Origin of the sequence: Burkholderia sp. AU32262 (genome assembly GCF_020419985.1) — a bacterium.
Lineage (GTDB): Bacteria > Pseudomonadota > Gammaproteobacteria > Burkholderiales > Burkholderiaceae > Burkholderia > Burkholderia semiarida.
This window is the reverse complement of sequence record NZ_JAIZRS010000002.1, coordinates 81,182-103,524: the sequence shown is the minus strand read 5'-3', so window position 1 is coordinate 103,524 and position 22,343 is coordinate 81,182. Positions and strand designations below refer to the sequence as shown.

Annotated in this window: 18 protein-coding genes; 11 read left to right on the top strand and 7 right to left on the bottom strand. The window is 69.5% G+C overall.

What is annotated here, in order from left to right; all coding sequences use genetic code 11:
- Nucleotides 1-7 precede the first annotated feature (7 nt).
- Genes LGN10_RS02070 through LGN10_RS02060 form a run of 3 tightly spaced genes read left to right on the top strand, consistent with a single transcriptional unit; the run spans nt 8 to nt 4,086 of the window.
- Nucleotides 8-2,815: a DUF802 domain-containing protein gene (locus LGN10_RS02070; protein WP_226221477.1), complete on the top strand. Its 2,808-nt coding sequence runs from the start codon at nt 8-10 to the stop codon at nt 2,813-2,815.
- A 3-nt stretch (nt 2,816-2,818) separates the two neighbouring features.
- A complete protein-coding gene (locus tag LGN10_RS02065; protein ID WP_059640250.1) occupies nt 2,819-3,463 on the top strand; it encodes an OmpA family protein in 645 nt (214 codons plus the stop codon).
- A complete protein-coding gene (locus LGN10_RS02060) occupies nt 3,460-4,086 on the top strand; it encodes a DUF2894 domain-containing protein (protein WP_226221475.1) in 627 nt (208 codons plus the stop codon). Before LGN10_RS02065 ends, LGN10_RS02060 begins: the two co-directional genes overlap by 4 nt.
- A 148-nt stretch (nt 4,087-4,234) precedes the next feature.
- On the opposite strand, the gene LGN10_RS02055 is transcribed toward LGN10_RS02060, so the two are convergent.
- The 3 genes from LGN10_RS02055 to LGN10_RS02045 all read right to left on the bottom strand — a co-directional run bounded on the left by LGN10_RS02055 (nt 4,235) and on the right by LGN10_RS02045 (nt 9,068).
- Nucleotides 4,235-4,885, bottom strand: coding sequence for a histone acetyltransferase (locus tag LGN10_RS02055; protein ID WP_226221474.1), 651 nt, complete (start codon nt 4,883-4,885; stop codon nt 4,235-4,237).
- A 576-nt stretch (nt 4,886-5,461) separates the two neighbouring features.
- A complete protein-coding gene (locus LGN10_RS02050; RefSeq protein WP_060315656.1) occupies nt 5,462-6,745 on the bottom strand; it encodes an isoprenylcysteine carboxylmethyltransferase family protein in 1,284 nt (427 codons plus the stop codon).
- A 127-nt stretch (nt 6,746-6,872) separates the two neighbouring features.
- Entirely contained in the window at nt 6,873-9,068 is a 2,196-nt protein-coding gene (locus LGN10_RS02045) for a collagen-like triple helix repeat-containing protein (protein WP_226221472.1), read from the bottom strand.
- Between the two features lie 361 nt (nt 9,069-9,429).
- On the opposite strand from LGN10_RS02045, the gene LGN10_RS02040 reads away from it, so the two are divergent.
- Nucleotides 9,430-9,828, top strand: a complete 399-nt coding sequence (locus LGN10_RS02040; protein ID WP_059580213.1) for a carboxymuconolactone decarboxylase family protein — start codon at nt 9,430-9,432, stop codon at nt 9,826-9,828.
- Nucleotides 9,829-9,891: 63 nt separating this feature from the next.
- Here the strand turns inward: LGN10_RS02040 and LGN10_RS02035 are convergent, their stop codons facing one another.
- The 3 genes from LGN10_RS02035 to LGN10_RS02025 are packed head-to-tail and all read right to left on the bottom strand — an operon-like array spanning nt 9,892 to nt 13,383.
- The gene (locus LGN10_RS02035) at nt 9,892-10,875 is read right to left on the bottom strand and encodes an alpha/beta fold hydrolase (protein ID WP_089465420.1); all 984 of its coding nucleotides are present in this window, start codon (nt 10,873-10,875) and stop codon (nt 9,892-9,894) included.
- 7 nt (nt 10,876-10,882) lie between these two features.
- The gene (locus LGN10_RS02030; protein ID WP_226221470.1) at nt 10,883-12,484 is read right to left on the bottom strand and encodes a flavin-containing monooxygenase; all 1,602 of its coding nucleotides are present in this window, start codon (nt 12,482-12,484) and stop codon (nt 10,883-10,885) included.
- Nucleotides 12,481-13,383, bottom strand: coding sequence for an SDR family NAD(P)-dependent oxidoreductase (locus tag LGN10_RS02025; protein ID WP_226221468.1), 903 nt, complete (start codon nt 13,381-13,383; stop codon nt 12,481-12,483). The genes LGN10_RS02030 and LGN10_RS02025 overlap by 4 nt, the downstream gene beginning before the upstream one ends.
- Nucleotides 13,384-13,486: 103 nt before the next feature.
- Between LGN10_RS02025 and LGN10_RS02020 the strand changes: the two genes are divergently transcribed.
- Together LGN10_RS02020 and LGN10_RS02015 are read left to right on the top strand one after the other, a co-directional pair.
- Entirely contained in the window at nt 13,487-14,131 is a 645-nt protein-coding gene (locus LGN10_RS02020; RefSeq protein ID WP_226221466.1) for a TetR/AcrR family transcriptional regulator, read from the top strand.
- Between the two features lie 93 nt (nt 14,132-14,224).
- Nucleotides 14,225-14,554, top strand: coding sequence for a type II toxin-antitoxin system Phd/YefM family antitoxin (locus tag LGN10_RS02015; RefSeq protein WP_226221464.1), 330 nt, complete (start codon nt 14,225-14,227; stop codon nt 14,552-14,554).
- A 69-nt stretch (nt 14,555-14,623) separates the two neighbouring features.
- Here LGN10_RS02015 and LGN10_RS02010 read toward each other — a convergent pair whose 3' ends face one another.
- The gene (locus tag LGN10_RS02010) at nt 14,624-15,565 is read right to left on the bottom strand and encodes a LysR family transcriptional regulator (RefSeq protein WP_226221462.1); all 942 of its coding nucleotides are present in this window, start codon (nt 15,563-15,565) and stop codon (nt 14,624-14,626) included.
- Between the two features lie 126 nt (nt 15,566-15,691).
- On the opposite strand from LGN10_RS02010, the gene LGN10_RS02005 reads away from it, so the two are divergent.
- The 5 genes from LGN10_RS02005 (at nt 15,692) to pnuC (ending at nt 22,326) form a co-directional block, all read left to right on the top strand.
- Complete coding sequence (locus LGN10_RS02005) at nt 15,692-16,336, top strand: glutathione S-transferase family protein (RefSeq protein ID WP_060311605.1); 645 nt, start codon at nt 15,692-15,694, stop codon at nt 16,334-16,336.
- A 36-nt stretch (nt 16,337-16,372) separates the two neighbouring features.
- Nucleotides 16,373-18,445, top strand: a complete 2,073-nt coding sequence (locus LGN10_RS02000; RefSeq protein ID WP_226221460.1) for a pyridoxamine 5'-phosphate oxidase family protein — start codon at nt 16,373-16,375, stop codon at nt 18,443-18,445.
- A 121-nt stretch (nt 18,446-18,566) separates the two neighbouring features.
- Nucleotides 18,567-18,770: a DUF2970 domain-containing protein gene (locus LGN10_RS01995; protein ID WP_006486164.1), complete on the top strand. Its 204-nt coding sequence runs from the start codon at nt 18,567-18,569 to the stop codon at nt 18,768-18,770.
- 641 nt (nt 18,771-19,411) lie between these two features.
- Nucleotides 19,412-21,643, top strand: a complete 2,232-nt coding sequence (locus LGN10_RS01990) for a TonB-dependent siderophore receptor (protein WP_226221458.1) — start codon at nt 19,412-19,414, stop codon at nt 21,641-21,643.
- Nucleotides 21,644-21,702: 59 nt separating this feature from the next.
- The gene (pnuC, locus tag LGN10_RS01985; protein ID WP_059644631.1) at nt 21,703-22,326 is read left to right on the top strand and encodes a nicotinamide riboside transporter PnuC; all 624 of its coding nucleotides are present in this window, start codon (nt 21,703-21,705) and stop codon (nt 22,324-22,326) included.
- Nucleotides 22,327-22,343: the final 17 nt, after the last annotated feature.

Genomic DNA, 22,343 nt, shown 5'->3' with positions numbered 1-22,343 from the left:
ACACGCTATGTCCAGAATTCGCCTTGATCTCGTTGTCTTCGTCGCCGGTCTGCTCGCAGTGGGCTGGATCGGTGCCGGCTATGTCGCATCGAACCCGCTGGCGGCGGCCGTCACGCTGCTGATTGGCGCGTGCTACGTCGCCGGCGCATGGGAGCTGCTGCGCTACCGGCAGGCGACCGCCACGCTGTCGCGCGCGGTCGCCGGCCTGACCGAGCCGCCCGCGAAGCTCGACACGTGGCTCGACATGCTGCATCCGGGCCTGCGCGGCGCGGTGCGCGCCCGCGTCGAAGGCGCGCGCGTCGCGCTGCCGGGCCCGGCGCTCGCGCCTTACCTCGTCGGCCTGCTGGTGCTGCTCGGCATGCTCGGCACGCTGCTCGGGATGGTCGCCACGCTGAAGGGCACGGGCGCCGCGCTCGAGAGCGCGACCGATCTCGACGCGATCCGCGCGTCGCTGATCGCGCCGGTGAAAGGGCTCGGGTTCGCGTTCGGCACGTCGATCGCCGGCGTCGCGACGTCCGCGATGCTCGGGCTGCTGTCCGCGCTCGTGCGCCGCGAACGGATCGATGCGGCCCAGCAGCTCGACGCGAAGATCGCGACGACGCTGCGCGTGCATTCGTCCGCGCACCAGCGCGACGAATCGTTCCGGCTGCTGCAGCGCCAGGCCGACGTGATGCCGGCCCTGGTCGACCGGTTGCAGACGATGATGACGACGCTCGAAGCGCGCAGCGTGGCGTTGCACGATCGTCAGCTCGAAAGCCAGCAGGCGTTTTTCGACCGGACCGAGCGGGCGTACGCGGGCCTGGCGTCGAACGTCGGCGACGCGCTGAAGGAAAGCGCCGCCGAAAGCGCGCGCGTGGCCGGCGCCGCGTTGCAGCCGGTCGTCGCCGCGACGATGACGGGGCTCGCGCAGGAGATGGCCGCGCTGCGCGACACCGTGACGGGCGCGGTGCAGCGTCAGCTCGACGGGCTGACGGACGGCTTCGAGAAGACCACCGGCAACGTGACGGCTGTGTGGAACCGCGCGATCGACGAACAACGTCAGGCCGGCAACGCCGTCGCGCAGCAGTTGCAGACGACGCTCGGCCAGTTCACCGACACGTTCGCGCAGCGTTCGTCGGATTTGCTCGACGGCGTCGCGACGCGCCTCGAATCGACCGAAGGCCGCCTGTCGGACGCCTGGCGCGATGCGCTGGCGCGCCAGGAGCAGGTCGGCGAGACGCTGGCCGGCCAGCATGCGCGTGCGCTCGGCGAAGCGGCCGCGACGTTCGAACGCCATTCGGCCGCGACGCTCGCCGCGATGCGCGAGTCGCACGCGGGTTTGCAGACGCAACTGGCCGCACGCGATGAAGAACGTCTCGCCGCGTGGAACGATTCGCTGGCGGCGATGGCCGCGAAGCTCGGCGACGAATGGCAGCGTGCGGGCGCGCATAGTGCCGGTCGTCAACAGGAAATCTGCGATGCACTCGCTCAGACGACGCGTGATCTGGCCGCACAGGCGTCGACGTTCGAACAACGCTCGAACGATCTGCTGTCGACGATCCGCGAGTCGCACACGGGCTTGCAATCGCAACTGGCGGCGCGTGACGAAGAGCGCCTCGCTGCGTGGAACGATTCGCTGACCGCAATGGCAGCGAAGCTGGGCGAAGAGTGGCAGCGTGCTGGCGTGCACAGCGCCGGCCGTCAGCAGGAAATCTGCGATGCACTCGCTCAGACGACGCGCGACCTGGCCGCACAGGCATCGACGTTCGAACAACGCTCGAACGATCTGCTGTCGACAATCCGCGAATCGCACACCGGCCTGCAATCGCAACTGGCGGCGCGTGACGAAGAGCGCCTCGCTGCGTGGAACGATTCCCTGACCGCAATGGCCGCGAAGCTGGGCGAAGAGTGGCAGCGTGCTGGCGTGCACAGCGCCGGCCGTCAGCAGGAAATCTGCGACGCGCTTGCACAAACGACGCGCGACCTGGCCGCACAGGCGTCGACGTTCGAGCAACGCTCGAACGATCTGCTGACGACAATCCGCGAATCGCACACCGGCCTGCAGTCGCAACTGGCAGCACGCGACGAAGAACGTCTCGCTGCATGGAACGATTCGCTCGCCGCGATGACGGCCGCGCTGCGCGACGAATGGGCGCAGACGAGCGCGCAGGCCGCGGCGCGCCAGCAGGACATCTGCGACACGCTCACCCGCACCGCGAACGACATCACCGCGCAGGCGCAGGTTCACGCGAGCGACACGATCAACGAAATCGCACGTCTCGTGCAGGCCGCGTCGGAGGCGCCGAAGGCCGCGGCCGACGTCGTCGCCGAGTTGCGCCAGCGCCTGTCCGACAGCATGGTGCGCGACACCGCGACGCTCGAGGAACGCAGCCGCCTGCTCGCGACGCTGGAGACGCTGCTCGGCGCGGTCAACCATGCATCGACCGAACAGCGTGCCGCGATCGACGCGCTCGTCAGCACGTCGGCCGATCTGCTCGATCGCGTCGGTGCGCGCTTCAACGACACCGTCGATGCCGAAACGCGCAAGCTCGATTCGGTGGCCGCGCAGGTCACGGCCGGCGCTGTCGAGGTGGCGAGCCTCGGCGACGCGTTCGGGATGGCCGTGCAGGTGTTCGGCGAATCGAACGACAAGCTGCTCGCGCATCTGCAGCGCATCGAGGCCGCGCTCGAGAAATCGCTCGCGCGCAGCGACGAACAGCTCGAGTACTACGTCGCGCAGGCGCGCGAGGTGATCGACCTGAGCGTGATGTCGCAAAAGCAGATCGTCGAAGACCTGCAGCAGCTCGCCGGCCGGCGGGCGCCCGTCGGAGCGTAACGCATGCACGACGAAATCGACGGCGGCGCGCAATCGGCGCCGGTATGGCCCGCGTTCGCCGACTTGATGTCGGTGCTGCTCGGCGCGTTCGTGCTGATCCTCGTCGGCGTGATCGGCATGCAGCTCCAGCTCACGTCGAAGCTCGAGGAAGCGGTGCGCGCGCGCCAGCTCGAGGCGCGGCAGCGCAAGTCGCTCGAACAGGCGCTCGCCGGGCCGCTCGCGGCCGGCCGCGTGACGCTCGTGAACGGGCGCATCGGCATCAGCGGCAACGTGCTGTTCGCGCTGAATTCCGACCAGTTGCAGCCCGCTGGCCGCGACTTGCTGAAGACGCTCGCCAGCCCGCTGGCCACGTACCTGAAGACGCGCGACGAGATCCTGATGGTCAGCGGCTTCGCGGACGACCAGCAGGTGCACGCCGGCAACCGCCTGTTCGCGGACAACTGGGAACTGTCGGCCAAGCGCGCGTTGACGGTCACGCGCGCGCTGATCGATGCCGGCGTGCCGGCCTCGTCGGTGTTCGCGGCCGCGTTCGGCTCCGAACAGCCGGTCAGCTCGAATGCGGACGATGAAGGCCGCGCGAAGAACCGCCGCGTGGAGATCGCGCCGGTGCCGCGCAAGTCGGCGTCGAACGGAGGAAAGGCCAAGTGACGGGCGACGCGACGCGGGTGCGTGCGACGCTCGATGCGTGGCGCGAGCAGGGCGCCGACCGGCTCGATCCCGTGCGCTTTCATCGGATCGATGCGCTCGAACGGCGCGCCGCCGTGCTCGACGGCGCCGCGCGCGCGTTGCTCGACGCGCGGCTGGCGGCGCTGGTCGAAGGGTTCGCGGAGACCGTCGCGCGTGCGCGCGAAGCCGAAGCGACGCGCATGACGGCGGAAACTTCGCCGGGTGCGCCCGCGCGCGGCGCGCTTGCCGCGCTCGTCGAAGGGCTCGCGCGCGATGCTCGGGCCGACCGGCGCGGGCTCGATCCCGAACTGGTCGACTACTTCCGCGCGACGTGGTCGAAAGTCCGCACGGAGCAGCAGTATCGACAGTCGCTCGACCAGGTGCCGCGCAACGCGGGGCCGCTCAACTCGAACAGCCTGGTGCACCGCTCGCTCGCGACGATGCGCGAACTGTCGCCGGACTATCTGCAGCAGTTCCTGTCGTACGTCGATGCGCTCGCATGGCTCGAGGATCTCGCCGGCGGCGGCGCGCAGCCCGAGAAGGAAGCGCCGCGCGCGAAGGCCGCCAAACCGGCGAAGAAGTCGACGCGCGCCAAGGCGCGATAACGCCACGTCACGCCGCGCCGCGCGCGGTCCGCGTGCGGATCGCCTACCGGTTCGGCGTTGGGGCGTCGATCGCCGCGCGTAGCGCGTGCAATGCTTCGACCCGTGCCGATATCGCGCGTGCGTTCGACGTCGGTGCGGGGATCGAGGGTCATCGAAGGGCGTTTCGATTGGCGGGTTGAGCCCGCGCGTCGCGCGGATCCGACGGATTATCGCATCGGCGTTCGGGCCATGTATCGCTCATCCCGGCCGCCTGCGCGAACGTGTCGAGCGCCCAGCCTTTCCCGAGCAACAGCCGCCGCGTGTGCAGCGCGCCGTGCACGTCGTCGGCAACGGTCTCGCCGAGATAGCGCAACGCGCGGCCTTCGACATCGACGAAACCATGCCGGTAGTCCTGCGCGAGCGCCGTCCACAGCCGCGCGGCGCCGACCGACTGGCGCGCGCCGCTGATCAGGCACAGGCCCGCGTCGAGCCCCCAGCGGTACAGCGTCGTCGCGAGGCCCTGGCGTTGCGCCGAGCCGCGCAGCCGTGTGTGCGGCGCGCGCAGGTAGCGGTCGGCGCGGCGCGGGATTTCGGGAAGCCGGTTGAACACCGTATAGCCGGCGAGCTGCCGGGCCGACGGATCCTCGACGTACAGGAAGTATTCGCCGTCGGCTTCGCGATGGCGCACGATCAGGCCCGAGCGGCCGAGCGCGACGCCCGGCAGCCCGTGCAGGCGATGCCCCGGCTGGTGGAGACGTTCATAAAGGGTGTCGAGTTCGTCGTCGATGTCGTGCTGGGAATGCTGTACGTCGATACGCATGGCAAAAGGCGCCCGTCCCGGGCGCATCGAGAAAGAAGTTCATGGCAACGGGGAAACGGAAATGAAAGCGGCCCCCGGGCTCGGCGAAGCGAGCCGGGGCCGCGAATCAGCTGGGGATGTGCTGGAAACCGGCGGCGATCGCGGCGAGGCCCGCGATGCAGAGTGCGAACAGGATCAGGACTTTGTGGATCACGCCTCTTTCCTCATGAACGCGCGGCGCCGAACGGGCGGCATCGCGGAGACGGTGAGCGGCGGGCACGGCCCGCGCGGCCGCCGCGCGGGGCGACGGTCGGGTGTCCGGCGACGGATCGTACGCGGACGGCCAGCACCATACGCGACGCGTCGGGAGCGGGCAATCGGACGGGTGGAGAAAAGCGACGAAAAGCGGAGAATTGCCGTGTTTCGCGACAATTGGCCGCATGGGGCGCGTTCAGACGTGCGGAGATCCACGCGCAAGCGCATCGTCGAGCGCTGGACGGCGCATGTGGAAAGTGTCGCGGCCTGTGCGACGCCCGCGCCCGCTTGGCATCCGCGCGAGCAACCGGAGCGGCATGAACTGCCGCCCCGGCCGCGCCGTCACACCGCCTGCCGCCCGCCAAACGCGTGCCTGACCCGCGCGAACAAGCCGTGTTGCGCGATCCATTCGGCATACGCGCGATAGTCGGGATCGCGCATCAGGTGGCGCTCTTCCGTTTTCGCGCGCGTGTAGTAGATCAGGTTGACGGCGACGAGCCCGGCGCAGTGCATGAGCCCGATCTGCCAGCCGAGCGGCTCGACGAACGGCACCGACACCATCCAGTACGACAGGTTCTTCGTGATGTACGCGGGATGCTTCGTGAAGCGATACGGGCCCGACGTGATGATCCCGCGGTTGGTGAGGTTCGAGAACCGCAGTCCGAACGAGATCGTGCACAGCGCGTAGGTCAGCAGCAGCAGGATGATCACCGTGCCCCAGATCACGCGCAGCGTCGGCGCCGACAGCAGCCAGTTGTCCCAGAACATCGAGCCTTCGTAGCGGATGTAGTTGTTCGAGATCAGCGACCAGAACGGCTGATAGCAGATCAGCGCGGCGACCCAGCCGAGCGTCGTCGGCTCGACGGTGCGCACGTGGCTGTCGAGGATGCGGAACGTGCACAGGTAGCCGACGGTGCCGAACATCAGGTCCATCGTGAACGACAGGTCGTACATGAACACGAAGGTCGCGATCGTCATCGGCGCATGCATCGCGTTCGCGAGCGACGCGCTCAGGTGATCGGCGTCCTTCGACAGGTAGACGGTCATCAGCGGCAGGAAAAACGCCTTCACGCCCCAGCCGGCCAGCATCTCGCGCACCGGCTTCCAGCTCGCGGGCCGCTCGCGGCGAAACAGGAAGCGGCCCCACAGCAGGTACGCGTCGTCGGTCTCGCGCTGGTGGCGGTCCATCCACGCGAAGTAGAACGGCGCGGCGACGATCACGTACGGCGCGAGTGAGCGCAGCAGCGACCAGAACGGCAGGTAGAACGCGCCGTGGTATTCGGGCAGCAGCCAGTAGAGGAGGCCGATGCCCGCGTAGATCGACGTCAGCGCGCCGAGCCGCGTCGCGACGCGCGCGACGCTCAGCGGCCGGACGGCCTGCCGTGACAGCCCCGCGCTCGGACGCAGGTAGACGCGCGAGATGAAGAGTTCGTGCAGCGCGATCGTGCCGATGATCGCGAGGCTGGCGACGACCGCGCGTGTCGCCGCGTCGAGGGCAGGGTGGTCGCGCGTGATCCACAGCGCGAAGAGCCCGGCCGCGATGCCGAGCAGGCCGGCGCGGAACGGCGTGGCGGAACGGGGTGGGCGGTCCGGAGCGGCGACGATGCCGTCGAGCGTCGAGTTCATGATCGGATCCTCGTAGGGATGAGGGCCGGCGCCCCCGCTTGGCGGGTGACGCCGGCCGTCGGCCGGGCTGTTTATGGATGCGCGCCCGGCCATTGGCCTGTCGTTCTGATACGTGATGCGTCGAGGCTTACTTCTTGGTGCCGGCGCCGAGCAGGCCGCCGAGCAGGTTGGTGACCGGCGACAGCAGGTTGCCGGTGCCGCTGGCGGCGCCGCCGCTCGTGCTGCCGGTCAGGCCGGTCACCACGGAGCCGCTGCCGCCCGGCGTCGTCACGGTGCCCGTCGCGCCGCCGGGGCTGACCGTGCCGACGGCGCCGGCCGAGCCGGCCGGCGTGCCCAGCGCACCCGTGAGCGTGCCGACCGGGCCGCTCGTCAGCACCCCGCCGAGCGTGCCGGACAGGTTGCCGCCCGGCGTCGTGACGGTGCCGGTGAGGCTCGCGCCGAGCGGCGTCAGCGAGTTGACGAGGTTGGTGACCGGCGCGAGCAGGCCGCCGAGACCCGCGCCGCTCGTGCCACTCGTCCCGCTGGTGCCGCTGGTGCCGCCGGTGCCGCTCGAGCCGATGCTGCCGAGCGCACCCGTCACCGTGCCGAGCAGGCCGGTGATCGGAGCGAGCGGGCCGCCGCTCGTACCGCTCGTGCCGCCCGAGCCGCTCGAACTGCTGCCGCCGCCGAGTGCGCCCGTCAGCGAACCGAGCACGCCCGTGATCGGGGCGAGCGGATTGCTGCCGCTGCTGGAACTGCCGCTGGACAGCAGGCCGCCGGCCGACGCCACCGTGTTACCGAGCTGGGCCACGGTGTTCCCGGCGCTCGTGCCGACCGGGTTGCCGGTTGCGCCGCCGACCTGCGAACCGGCCAGGCCGAGGCCGCTGCCGAGCGTGTTCAGCAGGCCGCTGAGCGGGGCGCCGAGCAACGTGGCGTTGCCGAGCGTTTGCGTGACGCCCGGCGTCGTGACGCCGCCGGTCAGCGTGTTCGTGATCGGGTTGATCACGCTGCCGAGTTGCGTCTCGATTTGCTGCACCGGCGCGCTGTTCAGCGCCGTGTTCAGCGCCGATGCGGTCGAGTTGACCGCGGTGCCGACCGTGTTGACGAGACTGCCGACCAGGGTCGTCGCCGGCGCGAGCGGCGACAGCGGACCGGTGCCGAGGCTCGTCACGGCATTGCCGAGGCTGTTGACCGCACCGCCGGCGCCGGTCAGCAGGCCGGTGGTCGACGTGATCGTCGGGCCGAGCGGGTTCGGCGACACGCCGATCGAGCCCAGGCCGGCTGCGACGCCGTTGCCGAGCGATTGCACGCCGTTGCCGAGGCTGCTGACCGCATTGCCGACGCTGGTGGCCGTCGTCGGGTTCGTGCCGGGGATCTGCACGCCGCCGATCTGGGTGCCGCCGTTCACGACCGTCGTGCCGAGCGCCGTCACGAGGTTGCCGGATTTCTGGAGGACGTTGCCGAGCGGGGTGACGCTGATGCCGGAGGTGCCGGAAGTACCCGAGGTGCCGGAAGTGCCCGACGTGCCGGAAGTGCCCGACGTGCCGGAAGTGCCCGAGGTGCCGGAAGTACCCGAGGTGCCGGAAGTACCCGAAGTGCCGGAAGTACCCGACGTGCCCGAAGTGCCCGAAGTGCCCGAAGTGCCCGAAGTGCCGGAAGTACCCGAAGTGCCGGAAGTACCCGACGTGCCCGAAGTGCCCGAAGTGCCCGAAGTGCCCGAAGTGCCCGAAGTGCCGGAAGTGCCGGAAGTGCCGGAAGTGCCGGAAGTGCCGGAAGTGCCGGAAGTGCCGGAAGTGCCGGAAGTGCCGGAAGTACCCGAAGTGCCGGAAGTACCCGACGTGCCGGAAGTGCCCGACGTGCCGGAAGTGCCCGACGTGCCGGAAGTGCCCGACGTGCCCGACGTGCCCGAAGTGCCGGAAGTGCCCGACGTGCCGGAAGTGCCCGACGTGCCGGAAGTACCCGAAGTACCCGAAGTACCCGAAGTACCCGAAGTACCCGAAGTACCCGAAGTACCCGAAGTACCCGAAGTACCCGAAGTACCCGAAGTACCCGAAGTACCCGAAGTACCCGAAGTACCCGAAGTGCCCGAAGTACCCGAAGTGCCGGAAGTACCCGAAGTACCCGAAGTACCCGAAGTACCCGAAGTACCCGAACTCCCGCCGCCCGATGTCCCCGACGAGCCGCCGCCCGACGTACCCGAAGTCCCCGAACTGCCGCTCGTCCCGGACGTGCTCGGCTTGATCGTCGGCGGGGTCGTCGGTCCGTCGACCGAACCGCAGCCGTACAGCGCGAGCAGCGACGAGACGGCCATCGTTACCGTCGTCTTCTTGAAGAGAGTGTGCATGTTGGCCTCGACGTTGGAAGTGTGTCCCAGGCCTTCACTGCAAATTCCGCGCCATGACAGGTTTCGCGAAACGGTGTCGCGATTTATTGCGGAAACCGCGAATATCGACGCGATTTAAACGGAGGAATGGCGGTTTCGCGCGACAGGCACGTGTGGTGCGCGCACGCCGCGGCTGCGATGTTCCCGTCAGGCGCCGTAACGCGCGCCCGGATGTTACGTAGCGTTCGGCCGCCCGTTACGCGACCGTCCGCGAACCGAGCGCCGCATCTTTGACGAAACGCGCGCCTCGCCCGAACATGGCTCGACATCTTCCGGCCGCCGGCGATGCCGAAGCGGTCCCGACTCCAACCAGGACATCGACATGAGCGAACAGGACAGGGAATACGGCAAGGCGCGGCGGATCGACGTGATGGGCGAGGCGTTCGTCGAGCGCGCGATGCGCGACCTCGACGGATTTTCGCGCCCGTTGCAGGACTGGCTGAACGAGCATGCGTGGGGCAGCACGTGGCAGCGCGGCGGGATCGACCTGAAGACGCGCAGCCTGTGCACGTGCGCGATGCTGGCGGCGCTCGGCCGCGGCACGGAGCTGAAGGGCCATGTTCGCGGCGCGCTTAACAACGGCGCGAGCCTCGTCGAGATCCGCGAGGTATTGCTGCACAGCGCGTTGTACGCAGGGGCGCCTGCCGCGGTCGAGGCGTTTCGCAACGCGCGCGAGGTGATCGCCGATCTCGGGCTGTCGATACCCGACGACGGAGCCTGAACCCGATGCGGCGCCGGCTGCCCGGCACGGCATCGGAATCCGGCCCTGCGTCGCCGCCGCGGCCTACGCGATGCGCACCGGCTGCGCGGCGACGTCGACCGGCGCGGCGGCGACTTCGAGCAACCAGTCGGCCGTCGCTTCGGGAAGCGTGACCGGCAGCATGTGCCCGCCTTCGACGACCTTCAGCCGCACGCGCGCCGATTTCTGCGCCAGCGCGTCGCCGTGCGCGCGCCAGTTCAGGATCGGATCGGCACGGCCGTACAGCACGTCGACCGGCAGCGCGAGTTCCGGATAGCGGCGCTCCATCGCGGGCAGATCGACGGGCGCCGACAGCAGGTCCGTCGCCGTCGCGTAGAACACGTGCGGGCGCATCCCGAGCAGGCCGCCGCCCTTGACCGGGAAGTCGCGCGGCACGTCCTCCGGCGCGAACACCTGGCGTACGGCCTTGCGCCCGGTCAGGATCGTCAGCGGAATCGCGAAGGTCCACGACACGAAACGGCGCACGAGCGGCGACGGCAGCATCAGCGGCTTGAACGGCGCGGGCGGTTCGGTCTGCTCGTGCGACAGCGGCGCGATCAGCGCGAGCCGGCTCACGCGGTCCGCATGGTTGAGGCCGACCGCGAGCGCGATCGCGCCGCCGAGCGAGTGGCCGACCAGCACCGGCTTGTCGAGTTTCAGCGCGTCGATGAACGCGGCGACCGTGCGGGCCTGCGCGAACACGTTCGCCTGCGAGGCCGCGCCGCGCAGCGAGCGGCCGGCGCCGGGCCGGTCGATCAGGATCACGCGATGCTGCTGCGCGAGCCGCGCGAGCGGCAGGTACGCGAAATTGCGCCATTGCCCCGCGAGCCCGTGGACGAACACGATCGGCGGGCCGTTGCCGTATTCGACGTAGTGGATGCGGTCGCCGTCGATGTCGACGAAGCGGCCTTCAGGCGGAAACGCGCGCGTCACGCGACGGGCCACGTAAGCGGAAAACAGCGCGAGCGCGGCGAGCGCCGCGACGACGCCGAGCAGGACGTTCTGGATCAGATGGAGCGTAGGGGTCATGTCGGCCTCAGCGGGTTTCGAGTGCGGGTTCGGCAGCCGGCGCGGTGGCGGCCGGGCCGGTTGTGGCGCGGCGTTCGAAATGCATCGCGGAATCGGCGAGCGCGCTGAATTTCAGCGACGCGAGATCGAGCACGTAGTTCTGGTGGAACTTCCACGGCTTGCGGCGCCCCTGCTTCGGCAGGATGCCGGCCGCGCGCTGGATGTAGCCGGAGCTCAGGTTGACCGCCGGCACGTCGCCGAGGTCGCCCGCGCCGAGCCGCGGCACGCACGTGTCGTACCCGTTCGCGCGCATGTGGTTGAGCAGCCGGCACACGTAGCGCGCGATCAGCTCGGCCTTCAGCGTCCACGACGCATTCGTGTAGCCGAACGACGACGCGAGGTTCGGCACGTCGCTGTACATCATGCCCTTGTACGACACCGTCTCCGGCAAATCGACCACGCGGCCGTCGACCGTCACGCGCGCGCCGCCGAGCATCTTCACCTTCAGCCCGGTCGCGGTGACGATCACGTCCGCGTCGAGCTGCTGGCCGCTCTTCAGCCGGAGGCCGGTCGGCGTGAAGCGCTCGATCTCGTCGGTGACGATCGACGCGCGGCCCGCGCGGATCGCCTTGAACAGGTCGCCGTTCGGCACGAGGCACACGCGCTGGTCCCACGGCATGTAGCGCGGCGTCAGGTGCTTCGCGACGTCGAAGTCGGGGCCGAGCTGCTTGCGGGCCGCGCGGATGATGAACTTCTTCGTCTGCTCGGGCTTGCGGCGCGACACGTTGTACAGGTACATCGTCAGCAGTACGTTCTTCACGCGCACCAGCCGGTGCGCGAGCCGCGACGGCAGCACGCGGCGCAGCGCGTTCGCGATCCGGTCGCGCGCGGGCAGCGACACGATGTAGGTCGGCGAGCGCTGCAGCATCGTCACGTGCCGGGCGTCGGCCGCCATCGACGGCACGAGCGTGACGGCCGTCGCGCCGCTGCCGATCACGACCACGCGCCGGTTCGCGTACGACAGATCCTTCGGCCAGTGCTGCGGATGCACCAGCTTGCCCTCGAACGTGTCCATGCCGGCCCAGTCGGGCAGATAGCCTGCGTCGTAGTCGTAGTAGCCGCTGCACATGAACAGGAAGCGGCAGGTGTAGACGAGCGTGTCGGTCGCGCCGTTTTGCGTGCGCTCGATGCGTACCGTCCAGCGCGCGCGGCTCGAATCCCAGTCGGCCGCGACGACCTTCCTGCCGTAGCGGATCGTCTTGTCGATGCCGTAGGTGCGCGCGGTGTCGCGGATATAGTCGAGGATCGTCTGGCCGTCGGAGATCGCCTTGTCGCTGTGCCACGGGCGGAAGCTGTAGCCGAGCGTGAACATGTCGGAATCCGAACGAACGCCCGGATAGCGGAACAGGTCCCAGGTGCCGCCGATCGCGTCGCGCGCCTCGACGATCGCCACGCTCGCATGCGGGCAGCGCTGCTTCAGGTGATACGCGGCACCGATGCCGGACAGGCCTGCGCCGACGATCAGCACGTCGAGGTCGCGCTGTTCGCGATCGTCATGGTTATCGCCACTGTCTTGGCGGGCGTCGGGGGCGGGCGGCGCGTCGCGCCGGTCGGTCGTCGTCGAGGTCATGCGCGGTCCTGGGTCGGCGTGGTCGGGCGCGCGGCGGGTGCGTGCGCGCGTGCGAGGTTGCGGGTGCGGGCGCGGCGCACGTGGCGCAGCATCAGCCACTGGTAGCCGGCGCCGAGCACGCGCGCGATCCGGTCGAGCCGGCGCGCGTCGGCGCCGACGAGCACGCGGCGCGCATTGCGCTCGACGCCCGCGAGGATTTGCCGCGCGGCCTCGTCGGCCGTCGTCGCGTTGATCAGGCGGTTGGCCTGGCGGCGATGGGTCGCTTCGTCCTGGCCCGTCAGCGCGTGGATGCTGGTGTCGACGCGGCCCGCGTCGACGATGCGCGTCGCGACGCCGCCCGGATGCACGCAGGTCGCGCTCACAGGCGCGCCGTCGAGTTCGAGTTCCATTCGCAGCGCCTCGGTGAAGCCGCGCACCGCGAACTTGGTCGCGTTGTATGCGCTTTGCGTGGGCATCGCGACGAGCCCGAACAGGCTCGACGTGTTGACGACATGGCCGTCGCCCGACGCGCGCAGATGCGGCAGGAACGCCTGCGTGCCGTGCACGACGCCCCAGAGGTTGATGCCGACGATCCATTCGAGATCGGCGAGACGCGCGGTTTCGGCGCTGGCGGCCAGCGACACGCCCGCGTTGTTGAAGATCAGATTGACCTTGCCGTGCTCGGCGCGCACGAAATCGGCCCACGCGAACATCGCGTCGCGGTCGGCGACGTCGAGCCGCCGCGTGCTCACGCGCACGCCGTGCTGCGCGCAAGCGGCCGCGGTGCCGGCGAGGCCGGCTTCGCTGACGTCGGCGAGCGCGACCTCGCAGCCGCGCCGCGCGAGTTCGACCGCGAGGCTGCGGCCCATGCCCGAACCGGCGCCGGTGATCGCGGCGACCTTGCCGGAAAATCCCTTCATCCGTCGTTCCTCCCGTTCCGCTTGCGCTGTACCGGCGGCGCATCTATTGTGGTGTTGTTCGTCACCACTTTAGTTTTCGGGTGTCCTGATGTCAAATAGCGGAATGGAGAAAGCACTCGAAACGGAAAAAAGGGGCCGGTCGTATGGCGGCGTGGCGCCCGAGGTGCGGGCCGCCGAGCGGCGCGACGCGTTGATCCGCGCGGCGACGCGCGTGTTCGGCACGGTGGGTTTTCGCAAGGCGACCGTGCGGTCGATCTGCCAGGAAGCGAAGCTGAACGACCGCTATTTCTATGCGGCGTTCGACAGCACCGAGGACCTGTTGCGCTGCACCTACCTGCACCACGCGCAGCAGTTGCATGACGCGGTTGCTCAGGCGGTCGCCGCGCGCGGCGGTGAACTGCGCGAGCGTGTCGACGCGGGGCTCGCCGCGTTTTTCGCGTTCCTGCGTGATCCGTGCGCGGCGCGCGTGCTGCTGCTGGAGGTGATGGGCGTGAGCGCCGATACCGACATGACGTACCAGCGCATGCTGATCGACTTCGGCAAGCTGATCATGGCGATCGGCGCGTCGCGCGAGGCCGTCACGCCCGCCGAGCGAACCGAGCAGCGGCTGATCGGTCTCGCGCTGGTGGGCGCGATGACGAACGTCGGCGCGGCGTGGCTGCTGACCGGCTATCGCGATCCGGAAGCGCAGATGATCGCGAGTTGCAGGAAGGTGTTGCTGGGGACGTTGAGGGAAGCGGACGGGTAAGGGCGTCGGGAACGGTCGGTTGCCCTCGTCTCGCGCAGGACCGAATCCAGACTATAGTCGGTCTCATCCGGTGCCCGGCAAAGGACGCGTTCCATGAAATTGTCGACTCGAGTCAAGCCGATCAGTTATCTCAAGCGCCATGCGGCCGAGATCGTCAAGGACATCTCGGAGCGCCGCGAGCCGATGCTCATCACCCGGAACGGTGAGGCGAAGCTCGTCGTCATGGACGTCAAGTCGTACGAGGAGCATGAAGAGACGCTCGCGTTGCTGAAGTTGCTTGCGCTCGGCAATCGCGAGATCGAGCAGGGCCACTTTCGTCCCGTCGAGGAGGAGACGCGATCGCATCGATTCGTGCCTTTCCGGCTCAGGGCAGGATTCCCGACGAAGTCGTGCATATCGTGTGCGATACGCGCAGGGATCTGAAGTCGTTGCTCATGAGACGGCTCATGCAGGCGTATCGAGCGCCGCTCTCCGCATGTATTCGTTTTTTCGCTACTTCGACCGTGAGCGCCTTGTCGTAGGCGCGGCCGGCGTTTCCCCCAGCCTCGCCTTCATCGCCTCGATGAACGCCCGCACCTTCGGCGACGGCAGCCGCGTCGACGGAAACACCGCATGAATCCCGGCCGGCGCCGTGCGCCAGCCCGGCAGCAGCCGCACGAGCCGGCCGGCCGCGACGTCGTCCGCGGTCGAGAAATCCGTCAGCAGCCCGAAGCCGCCGCCCGCGAGCACGATCGCGCGGCACGCGGTCGCGGTATTCGACACGACCGGCGCGACGCAGCGCACCGACGCGCGGCCGCCTCGCACGTGATCGAGTTCGAGCGTATGCGGGCGCGGCAGCGACGACAACATCACGAACGGCAGCGCGGCGAGCGCATCCGGATCGCGCGGCAGCCCGTGCCGTGCGACGAACGCCGGGCTCGCGACCAGCCATTTCTCGTACGTGCCGAGCTGCACCGCGCGATAGTTCGAATCGGCGAGGCGGCCGATGCGGATCGCGACGTCGAGGTTGTCCGCGACGAGATCGACGACGCGGTCGTTCGCGACGAGTTCGACCGCGAGCGCCGGATGCCGGTCGCGCAGCGCGACCACGGCCGGCGCGACGACCAGCGCGCCGTAGTCGATCGGCACGCTCACGCGCAGCGTGCCGCGCAGCGGCCCGGCGTCGGACGACACCGCGTCGAGCGCGGCTTCGGTGGCGCGCACGATGTCGCGACACGCGTCGTAGAACACGCGTCCGGCGTCGGTCACGCTCAGCCGCCGCGTCGTGCGCACCAGCAGATTCGCGCCGACCTCGGATTCGAGGCGCTGCATGTGCGTGCTGACGACCGTCTTCGCCAGGCCGAGCCGCTCGGCCGCGGCCGTCAGCGAGCCGGCCTCCACCACCGCGACGAAGATCGCCAGCCGGTTCAGGTTCACGTCGCGCAGATCGGCCATCGTCGATTGTCCTATGCAAGCGGATAATGTTTCCGCGATTATCCGTCTTCTGGCGACGAACGGCGAGCGTTACGCTGGGGCCGTTCGTCGCCGATTCCCGGCGACGCGAGATTCCGGAGTGTTTCCATGTCTGCCGCCAGCAAGCCTGCCTCGCCGATCCGCGTTTATTCGTTCCTGTTGTCCGGGCACGCGCACCGTGTCCGGTTGTTCCTGTCGCTGCTCGGGTTGCCGTCGAAGACCATCGACGTCGATCTCGCGGCCGGCGCGCAACGCGAACCGGCGTTTCTCGCGTTGAATCCGCTCGGGCAGGTGCCGGTGATCGACGATGGCGGCACCGTGATCGCCGATTCGAACGCGATTCTCGTGTATCTCGCGAAGCGCTACGGCGACGCACACTGGCTGCCGGACGACCCGGCGGGCGCGGCCGTCGTGCAGCGCTGGCTGTCGTACGCGGCCGGCCCGATCGCGTCGGGCCCCGCGGCCGCGCGGCTCGTGACCGTGTTCGGCGCGCAACTCGACGCGGAAGCGGCCAAGCGTACGGCCGCGAAGGTGCTCGACGTGATCGATCGCGAGCTGGCCGGCAAGCCGTTCGCGGCCGGCGCGCAGCCGACGATCGCGGACGTCGCCGCGTACACGTACATCGCGCACGCACCGGAAGGCGGCGTGTCGCTCGAACCGTATCCGCACGTGCGCGCGTGGCTGGCGCGTATCGAGGCGCTGCCGGGTTTCGTCGCGATGCCGACGACGCGCGCGGGCCTGCTCGCCGCGTAACGCGTGCCGCCAACGCATCTGTCCACGGAGAACGAGATGAACGCGCCGACCGCCGTCGTACCGGGGTGGGAACTCGATACCGCGCCGTTTCACGCGGGCGAGCTTGCCGTGCAGCAGCGCGCAGGCGTGGCGGACGCGGCGGGCGCGGCCGGCCGGCACGGGATCCGGCGCTTCATGCCGGACCAGCACCGGACGTTCTTCGCGCAACTGCCGTTCTTCGTACTCGGCGGCGTCGATGCGCACGGCCAGCCGTGGGCGACGCTCCGCGCCGGTGCGCCGGGTTTCGTCACGTCGCCGGACCCGCGCACGCTGCGCATCGCGGCGCCCGCGCTGCCGGGCGATCCGCTCGCCGGCGCATGGCACGCGGGCGCGCCGCTCGGCGGGCTCGGCATCGAATTCGATACGCGGCGCCGCAATCGCGTGAACGGCGTCGTGCGCGCGGCCGACGGCGATGCGCTGACGATCGCGGTCGAGCAGAGCTTCGGCAACTGCGCGAAATACATCCAGGGCCGCAAGCCGACGTTCGTCGCGCGGGAGGTCGGGGCCGCCGTCGCGCCCGACGTGTCGGATGCGCTGAGCGACGCGGATCGCGCGCTGCTCGCGCAGGCCGACACGTTCTTCGTCGCGAGCGCGAACACGTCGGCGCAGGCCGGTGCGGCGCGCGGCGCGGACGTGTCGCATCGCGGCGGGATGCCGGGCTTCGTGCGCGTCGACGATGCGCGCACGCTGGCGACGCCGGATTTCAGCGGCAATCGGTTCTTCAATACGCTCGGCAACCTGCGGCACGATCCGCGCGCGGGGCTGCTGTTCATCGATTTCGAAAGCGGCGATTTGCTGTATGTCGCCGCGCACGCGGAGATCGTGTGGGACGGGCCGGTCGTCGCGTCGTTCGACGGCGCGCAGCGCGTCGTGCGGTTTCATGTGCGGGAAGTGCGGCGCATGCGGGCGGTGCTGCCGTTCCGGTGGTCGGCGGTCGAGCGTGCGCCGCAGTTCGCGGCGATGGCGGCGATGGCGGCCGCGTCGAGTCCGGCGGCGGCGACGGCCGGGCCGGTGCCGTCCGCGGCCGCGCCGGTAAAGGCGCCCGCATGGCGGCCGCTGCGGATCGCGAAAATCGTCGACGAAGCGCGCGCGATCCGGTCGTTCCATTTCGAACCGGCGGATGGCGGCGCATTGCCTGCGTACGAAGCCGGGCAGCACCTGACGCTGCGCATCGCGCTGCCGGGCAGCGATGCACCGACGATCCGCAGCTACACGCTGTCCGACGCACCGGGCGGCGCGCATTACCGGATCACCGTGAAGCGGGAAGGACGCGTATCGGCGTGGCTGCACGACCACGCGCAGGCCGGCATGACGCTCGATGCGCAGATGCCGCGCGGCCGCTTCACGTTCGATCTCGCGAGCCCGCGGCCGGCCGTGCTCGTGTCGGCCGGTATCGGCATCACGCCGATGGTCGCGATGCTGCGCCGCGCACTGGCCGACGATACGCCGTCGCGCCGAATCGTGTTCGTGCACGGCGCGCGCGAAGCGGCCGACCGGCCGTTCGCCGCCGAACTGGCGCGCATCGCGGCCGCCGATGCACGCATGTCGCTTCACTGGTTCGACAGTCATCCTGACGAGCGCTCGGCCGCGCGGGCCGGCCGGATCGACGTCGCGCAACTGAAGCGGCTCCTTTCGTTCGACGATTACGATTTCTACCTGTGCGGGCCGGCGGCGTTCATGCGCGACCTGTACGACGGGCTGCGCGCGCTGAACGTGCCGGACGAGCGCATCCGCTTCGAGGCATTCGGGCCGTCGAGCGTCTCGCGCAGTGCGACCCGCGCGGCTGCCACGCCCGCGGCGGCAGGCGTGCCGGTCGTATTTCGGCGCACGGGGCGCGAGGCCGCGTGGACGCCCGCCGACGGCACGCTGCTCGAATTCGCGGAAGGGCAGCGCGTGAGCGTGCCGTCCGAATGCCGCTCCGGTTCGTGCGGCACGTGCGCGACACGCGTGCTGTCCGGCGCGGTCGACTACGAGCGAGCGCCCGATGCGGCGATCGAACCCGGCTGCGCGCTGCCGTGCATCGCGCGGCCCGCGCAAGGGGCCAAGGAGCCGCTCGTGCTCGACTGCTGACGCGTGTGCGACATGCCGCCGCAGACCGCCTGCTGCGCGAAAAGCGCGCGCAACTGCTTCTTTTTTCGGATGCCGTCCGGATCGACGATAGCGTCAACCGATTCGATGAAAGGAGCTCATCATGAAACTGCTCGGCATGGTCCGCCTGGTCCTGTGGAGTTTCTTCGGCGTGCGCAACAGCAAGGCGCACGCGACCGATCTCGCGAACGCCAACTTCACGCTGTTGCCGTTCGTCGCGATTTTGCTTGCGCTGCTGGTTGGCGCGGTGATTTACGGCGTCGTGCATCTGGTCGTCGATCCGACCGTGACGATGCAGGGCTTTTGAGCGAACAGCCGGCGAACCGGTAGCGGGCCGCTTTCTCCGCTCCGGTTTCAGGCCGCTCGACCGGCGCATACGGCGCCGGCGCCGGAGGCCGGCACGCGCGACGCGCATCGCCATCGCATCGCCATCGCATTGCCGCCGTTGTCGCGCTGCCCGAGCCGCTCGTTCCCGTTCCCGCCTTTCCTGTCTCCCGTTTCCCGTTTCCCGTTTCCCGTTTCCCGTTCCGCCCGGTTCCGCGGCCCTTCGCCCCGCCCGGGGTAAAATGCGCGCCACGCCGCGATGTCGCGCGAGCCGGGCACGCCGCCGTTCCGTTGAACGGCTGGCGCCAGTGTCCGCCGCCCGCACCGGGGCGTTCGAAGCGTCCCCCGCATGACGACCGCGCGATGCAGCCGGCCTTCCGACCCGCTCTCGACGAACCTGTCGGCCGCTGCGTCGGTTCCCGGCGCGTCATCCGAATCCGATGTCCCATCCTGCGTGTTTCCGATCGGTCGGCCCGCTCGCGGGCTGCATCGTCCGGTTCGTCTGATGAATATCGTATCGACGCACGCGTCCGGAGACGGGCGCGGCGGCGTTCGCGGGCGCACGATTTGCAGCTTCGTAACGGTTTTCGACAGGGTCGAGTGGCGAGTTTTCCATCCAGAACAATGACGGTGAATAGAACAACAGCGGCACGCGCACGGCGGCGGCGCGCGACGGTCGGGCTCGGCGTCGGGCTCGGTGTCACGCTTTTCGCGGCGCAGGCCGCCGCGGCTCCGGGCGACACGCCCGCATCGGGCGCGGACGCGGCCGGCAGCGCGACGCTGCCCGCGATCATGGTGAGCGGCGAGCGCGGCCACCCGCTGCGGGCGCGCGAAGCATCGGTCGCGGGGCTCGACGACGCGCCGCTGCGCGACACGCCCGCGTCGGTGAACGTCATCACGCGCGCGCTGATCGACGATCAGCAGGCGAAGCGGCTGAGCGACGTCTTGCGCAACGATGCGTCGGTCGTCAACGACTATGCGCCGGTCGGCTATTTCGAAGGCTTCGCGATCCGCGGTTTTCCGGTCGATCTCGCGAGCGCGATCCGGATCGACGGGCTGACGGTGTCCGGCGAGCAGAACGTGCCGCTCGAGAACAAGGAGCGCGTCGAGATCCTGAAAGGGCTCGCGGGCATCGATAGCGGCATCGTTGCGCCGGGCGGCGTGATCAACTTCGTGACGAAGCGCTCCGCGAACGTCGCGAGCGTGACGGGTGGCGTCGACAGCCGCGGCTCGACGTCGGCGTCCGTCGATCTCGGCCGCCGCTTCGGACCGGGCAATCAATTCGGGTTCCGGATCAATGCGGCGAAGGAGAACATGCACTCCTATATCGACGGCACGAACGGGCGGCGCACGTTCGGGTCGATCGCCGCCGACTGGGACATCAGCCCGCGCGCGAGCCTGCAGCTCAACGCCGAATTCCAGCAGTGGATCCAGCGTTCCGCGCCCGGCTACCAGTTGCTCGGCGGCACCGTCGTGCCGTCGGTCAAGACGACGTCGAAAGCGCTCGGCACGCAGCCGTGGGCGAAACCGGTGACGACCGACGCGCTGAACCTGAACGCGCGTTTCGACTATCGGTTCAACGACGACTGGAAGGCGTACATCGCCGCCGGCCGCAGCCGCACGATGATCGACGACAACAGCGCGTTCGCGTACGGCTGTTCGTATGCGGCAAGCTGCGCGGCCGGTGCGACGTCGCCGTTCTTCTTCGGCGCGAACGGCGACTACGACGTGTACGACTTCCGCAGCCCCGGCGAATACCGGCGCAACGACGATTTGCGCGCGGTCACGACGGGCAAGTTCGCGACGGGGCCGCTGCGGCACGAGTTGACGCTCGGCGTGAGCGTGCAGCGCCGCGTCGTGAGCATGGCGGACGCCGTGTACGACTACGTGGGCAGCGAGAATATCTACGGGCCGGACCTGACGTTCCCGCCGTCGCCGAATTCGCCCGGGCCGTCGTATCCACGCCTCGATGCGTGGCAGTACGGCGTGTTCGGGCTCGACCGCATCAGCCTCGGCGAACACTGGCAGGTGCTCGCGGGCGGCAAGGAAGTGCTGCTGCGCCAGCGTAGCTGGAGCAGTCTCGACGGCGAGACGACGCACACCGACCGCTCGGTGTTCCTGCCGCAGGTCGCGCTCGTCTACAAACCGGTGAACGTGCTGTCGCTGTATGCGTCGTACAGCAAGGCGCTGTCGCTCGGCGACCAGGCGCCCGTGCGCGCGACCAACGCGTACGCGTTCCTGCCGCCCGTCGAATCGCACCAGATCGAAGTCGGCGCGAAATACGACTGGCTCGACCGGCTGAGCCTCACGGCGGCCGTGTTCTCGATCAGCAAGCCGTTCCAGTTCGCCGATCCCGACGCGTCGGGCACGTCGTACACGTTCGTGCAGCGCGGTACGCAGCGGCACCAGGGGATCGAACTCGGCGCGGCCGGGCGCGTGACCGAACGATTGGGGCTGACGGCCAGCGTCGCGGCGATTCGCGCCCGCGCATACGATTCGGGGTCGCCGGCCTACGAAGGGCACCAGATCATCAACGTGCCCGCGCTGCGCGCGTCGCTGTATGCGGACTACGCGGTGCCGGGCGTCGCGGGCCTGAACGTGCTCGGCGGCGTCGAGTACAGCGCGGCGCGCAACGCGAACGAAGAGGGTACCGCGCGCGTGCCGTCGTGGTTCGTGTTCAATCTCGGCGCGCGTTATACGACGAAGATCGGCGGCCATCGCACGGTGTTGCGCGTGTCGGTGGACAATCTGTTCAACAAGTTCTACTGGCGCGACGCAGGCGAGCAGCAGGGCGATGCGTACCTGTTCCCGGGTGCGCCGCGCACCGCGCGCGTGTCGTTGACCTATGATTTCTGATCGGCCGGAAACGGGCGCATGACGCGCGGCCCCGGCAGCCCACCAGGAGAGCACGGACGATGTCCCCACTCGAAATCGCCGGCGTGATCGTCAGCGCGCTCGCGATCTGGCTGACCGCGAAGCGGCGCATGCTGTGCTGGCCGGTCGGCCTTGCGTCGGTCGCGCTGTACGGCTGGATCTTCTTCGACGCGAAACTGTACTCGGACATGCTGCTGCAGGGCGCGTTCGCGGTGCTGCAGGTGTACGGCTGGCAGCGCTGGCTCGCGCAGCGGGCGAGCGAGGCCGACGGCGGTGCCGACGGCAAGGCGGCGCCTGCCGGCGATGTCGCGCCAGTCACCGGCGTGCGCCCGATGCAAATGCTGCCCGACCTGGTCGCGGCCGTCGTCGGCAGCGCGCTGCTCGGCGGGATGATGGCGCGCTGGACCGATGCGGCGCTGCCGTTCGTCGACGCGTCGCTGACCGCGTTCAGCCTCGTCGCGCAATACTGGACGGCGCGGCGCTACATCGCGTCGTGGGGGCTGTGGATCGTCGTGAACGTCGTGTACGTCGGGATGTTCGTGTTCAAGGAGCTGTATCTGACGGCCGGGCTCTATGCGCTGTTCATCGGGCTGGCCGTGGTCGGCTGGCGCGACTGGAGCCGCACGGCCGCGACGCTGCGCGCGAGCGCGAGCCCGGCCGGCTGATTCGCAGCCGATTCAAC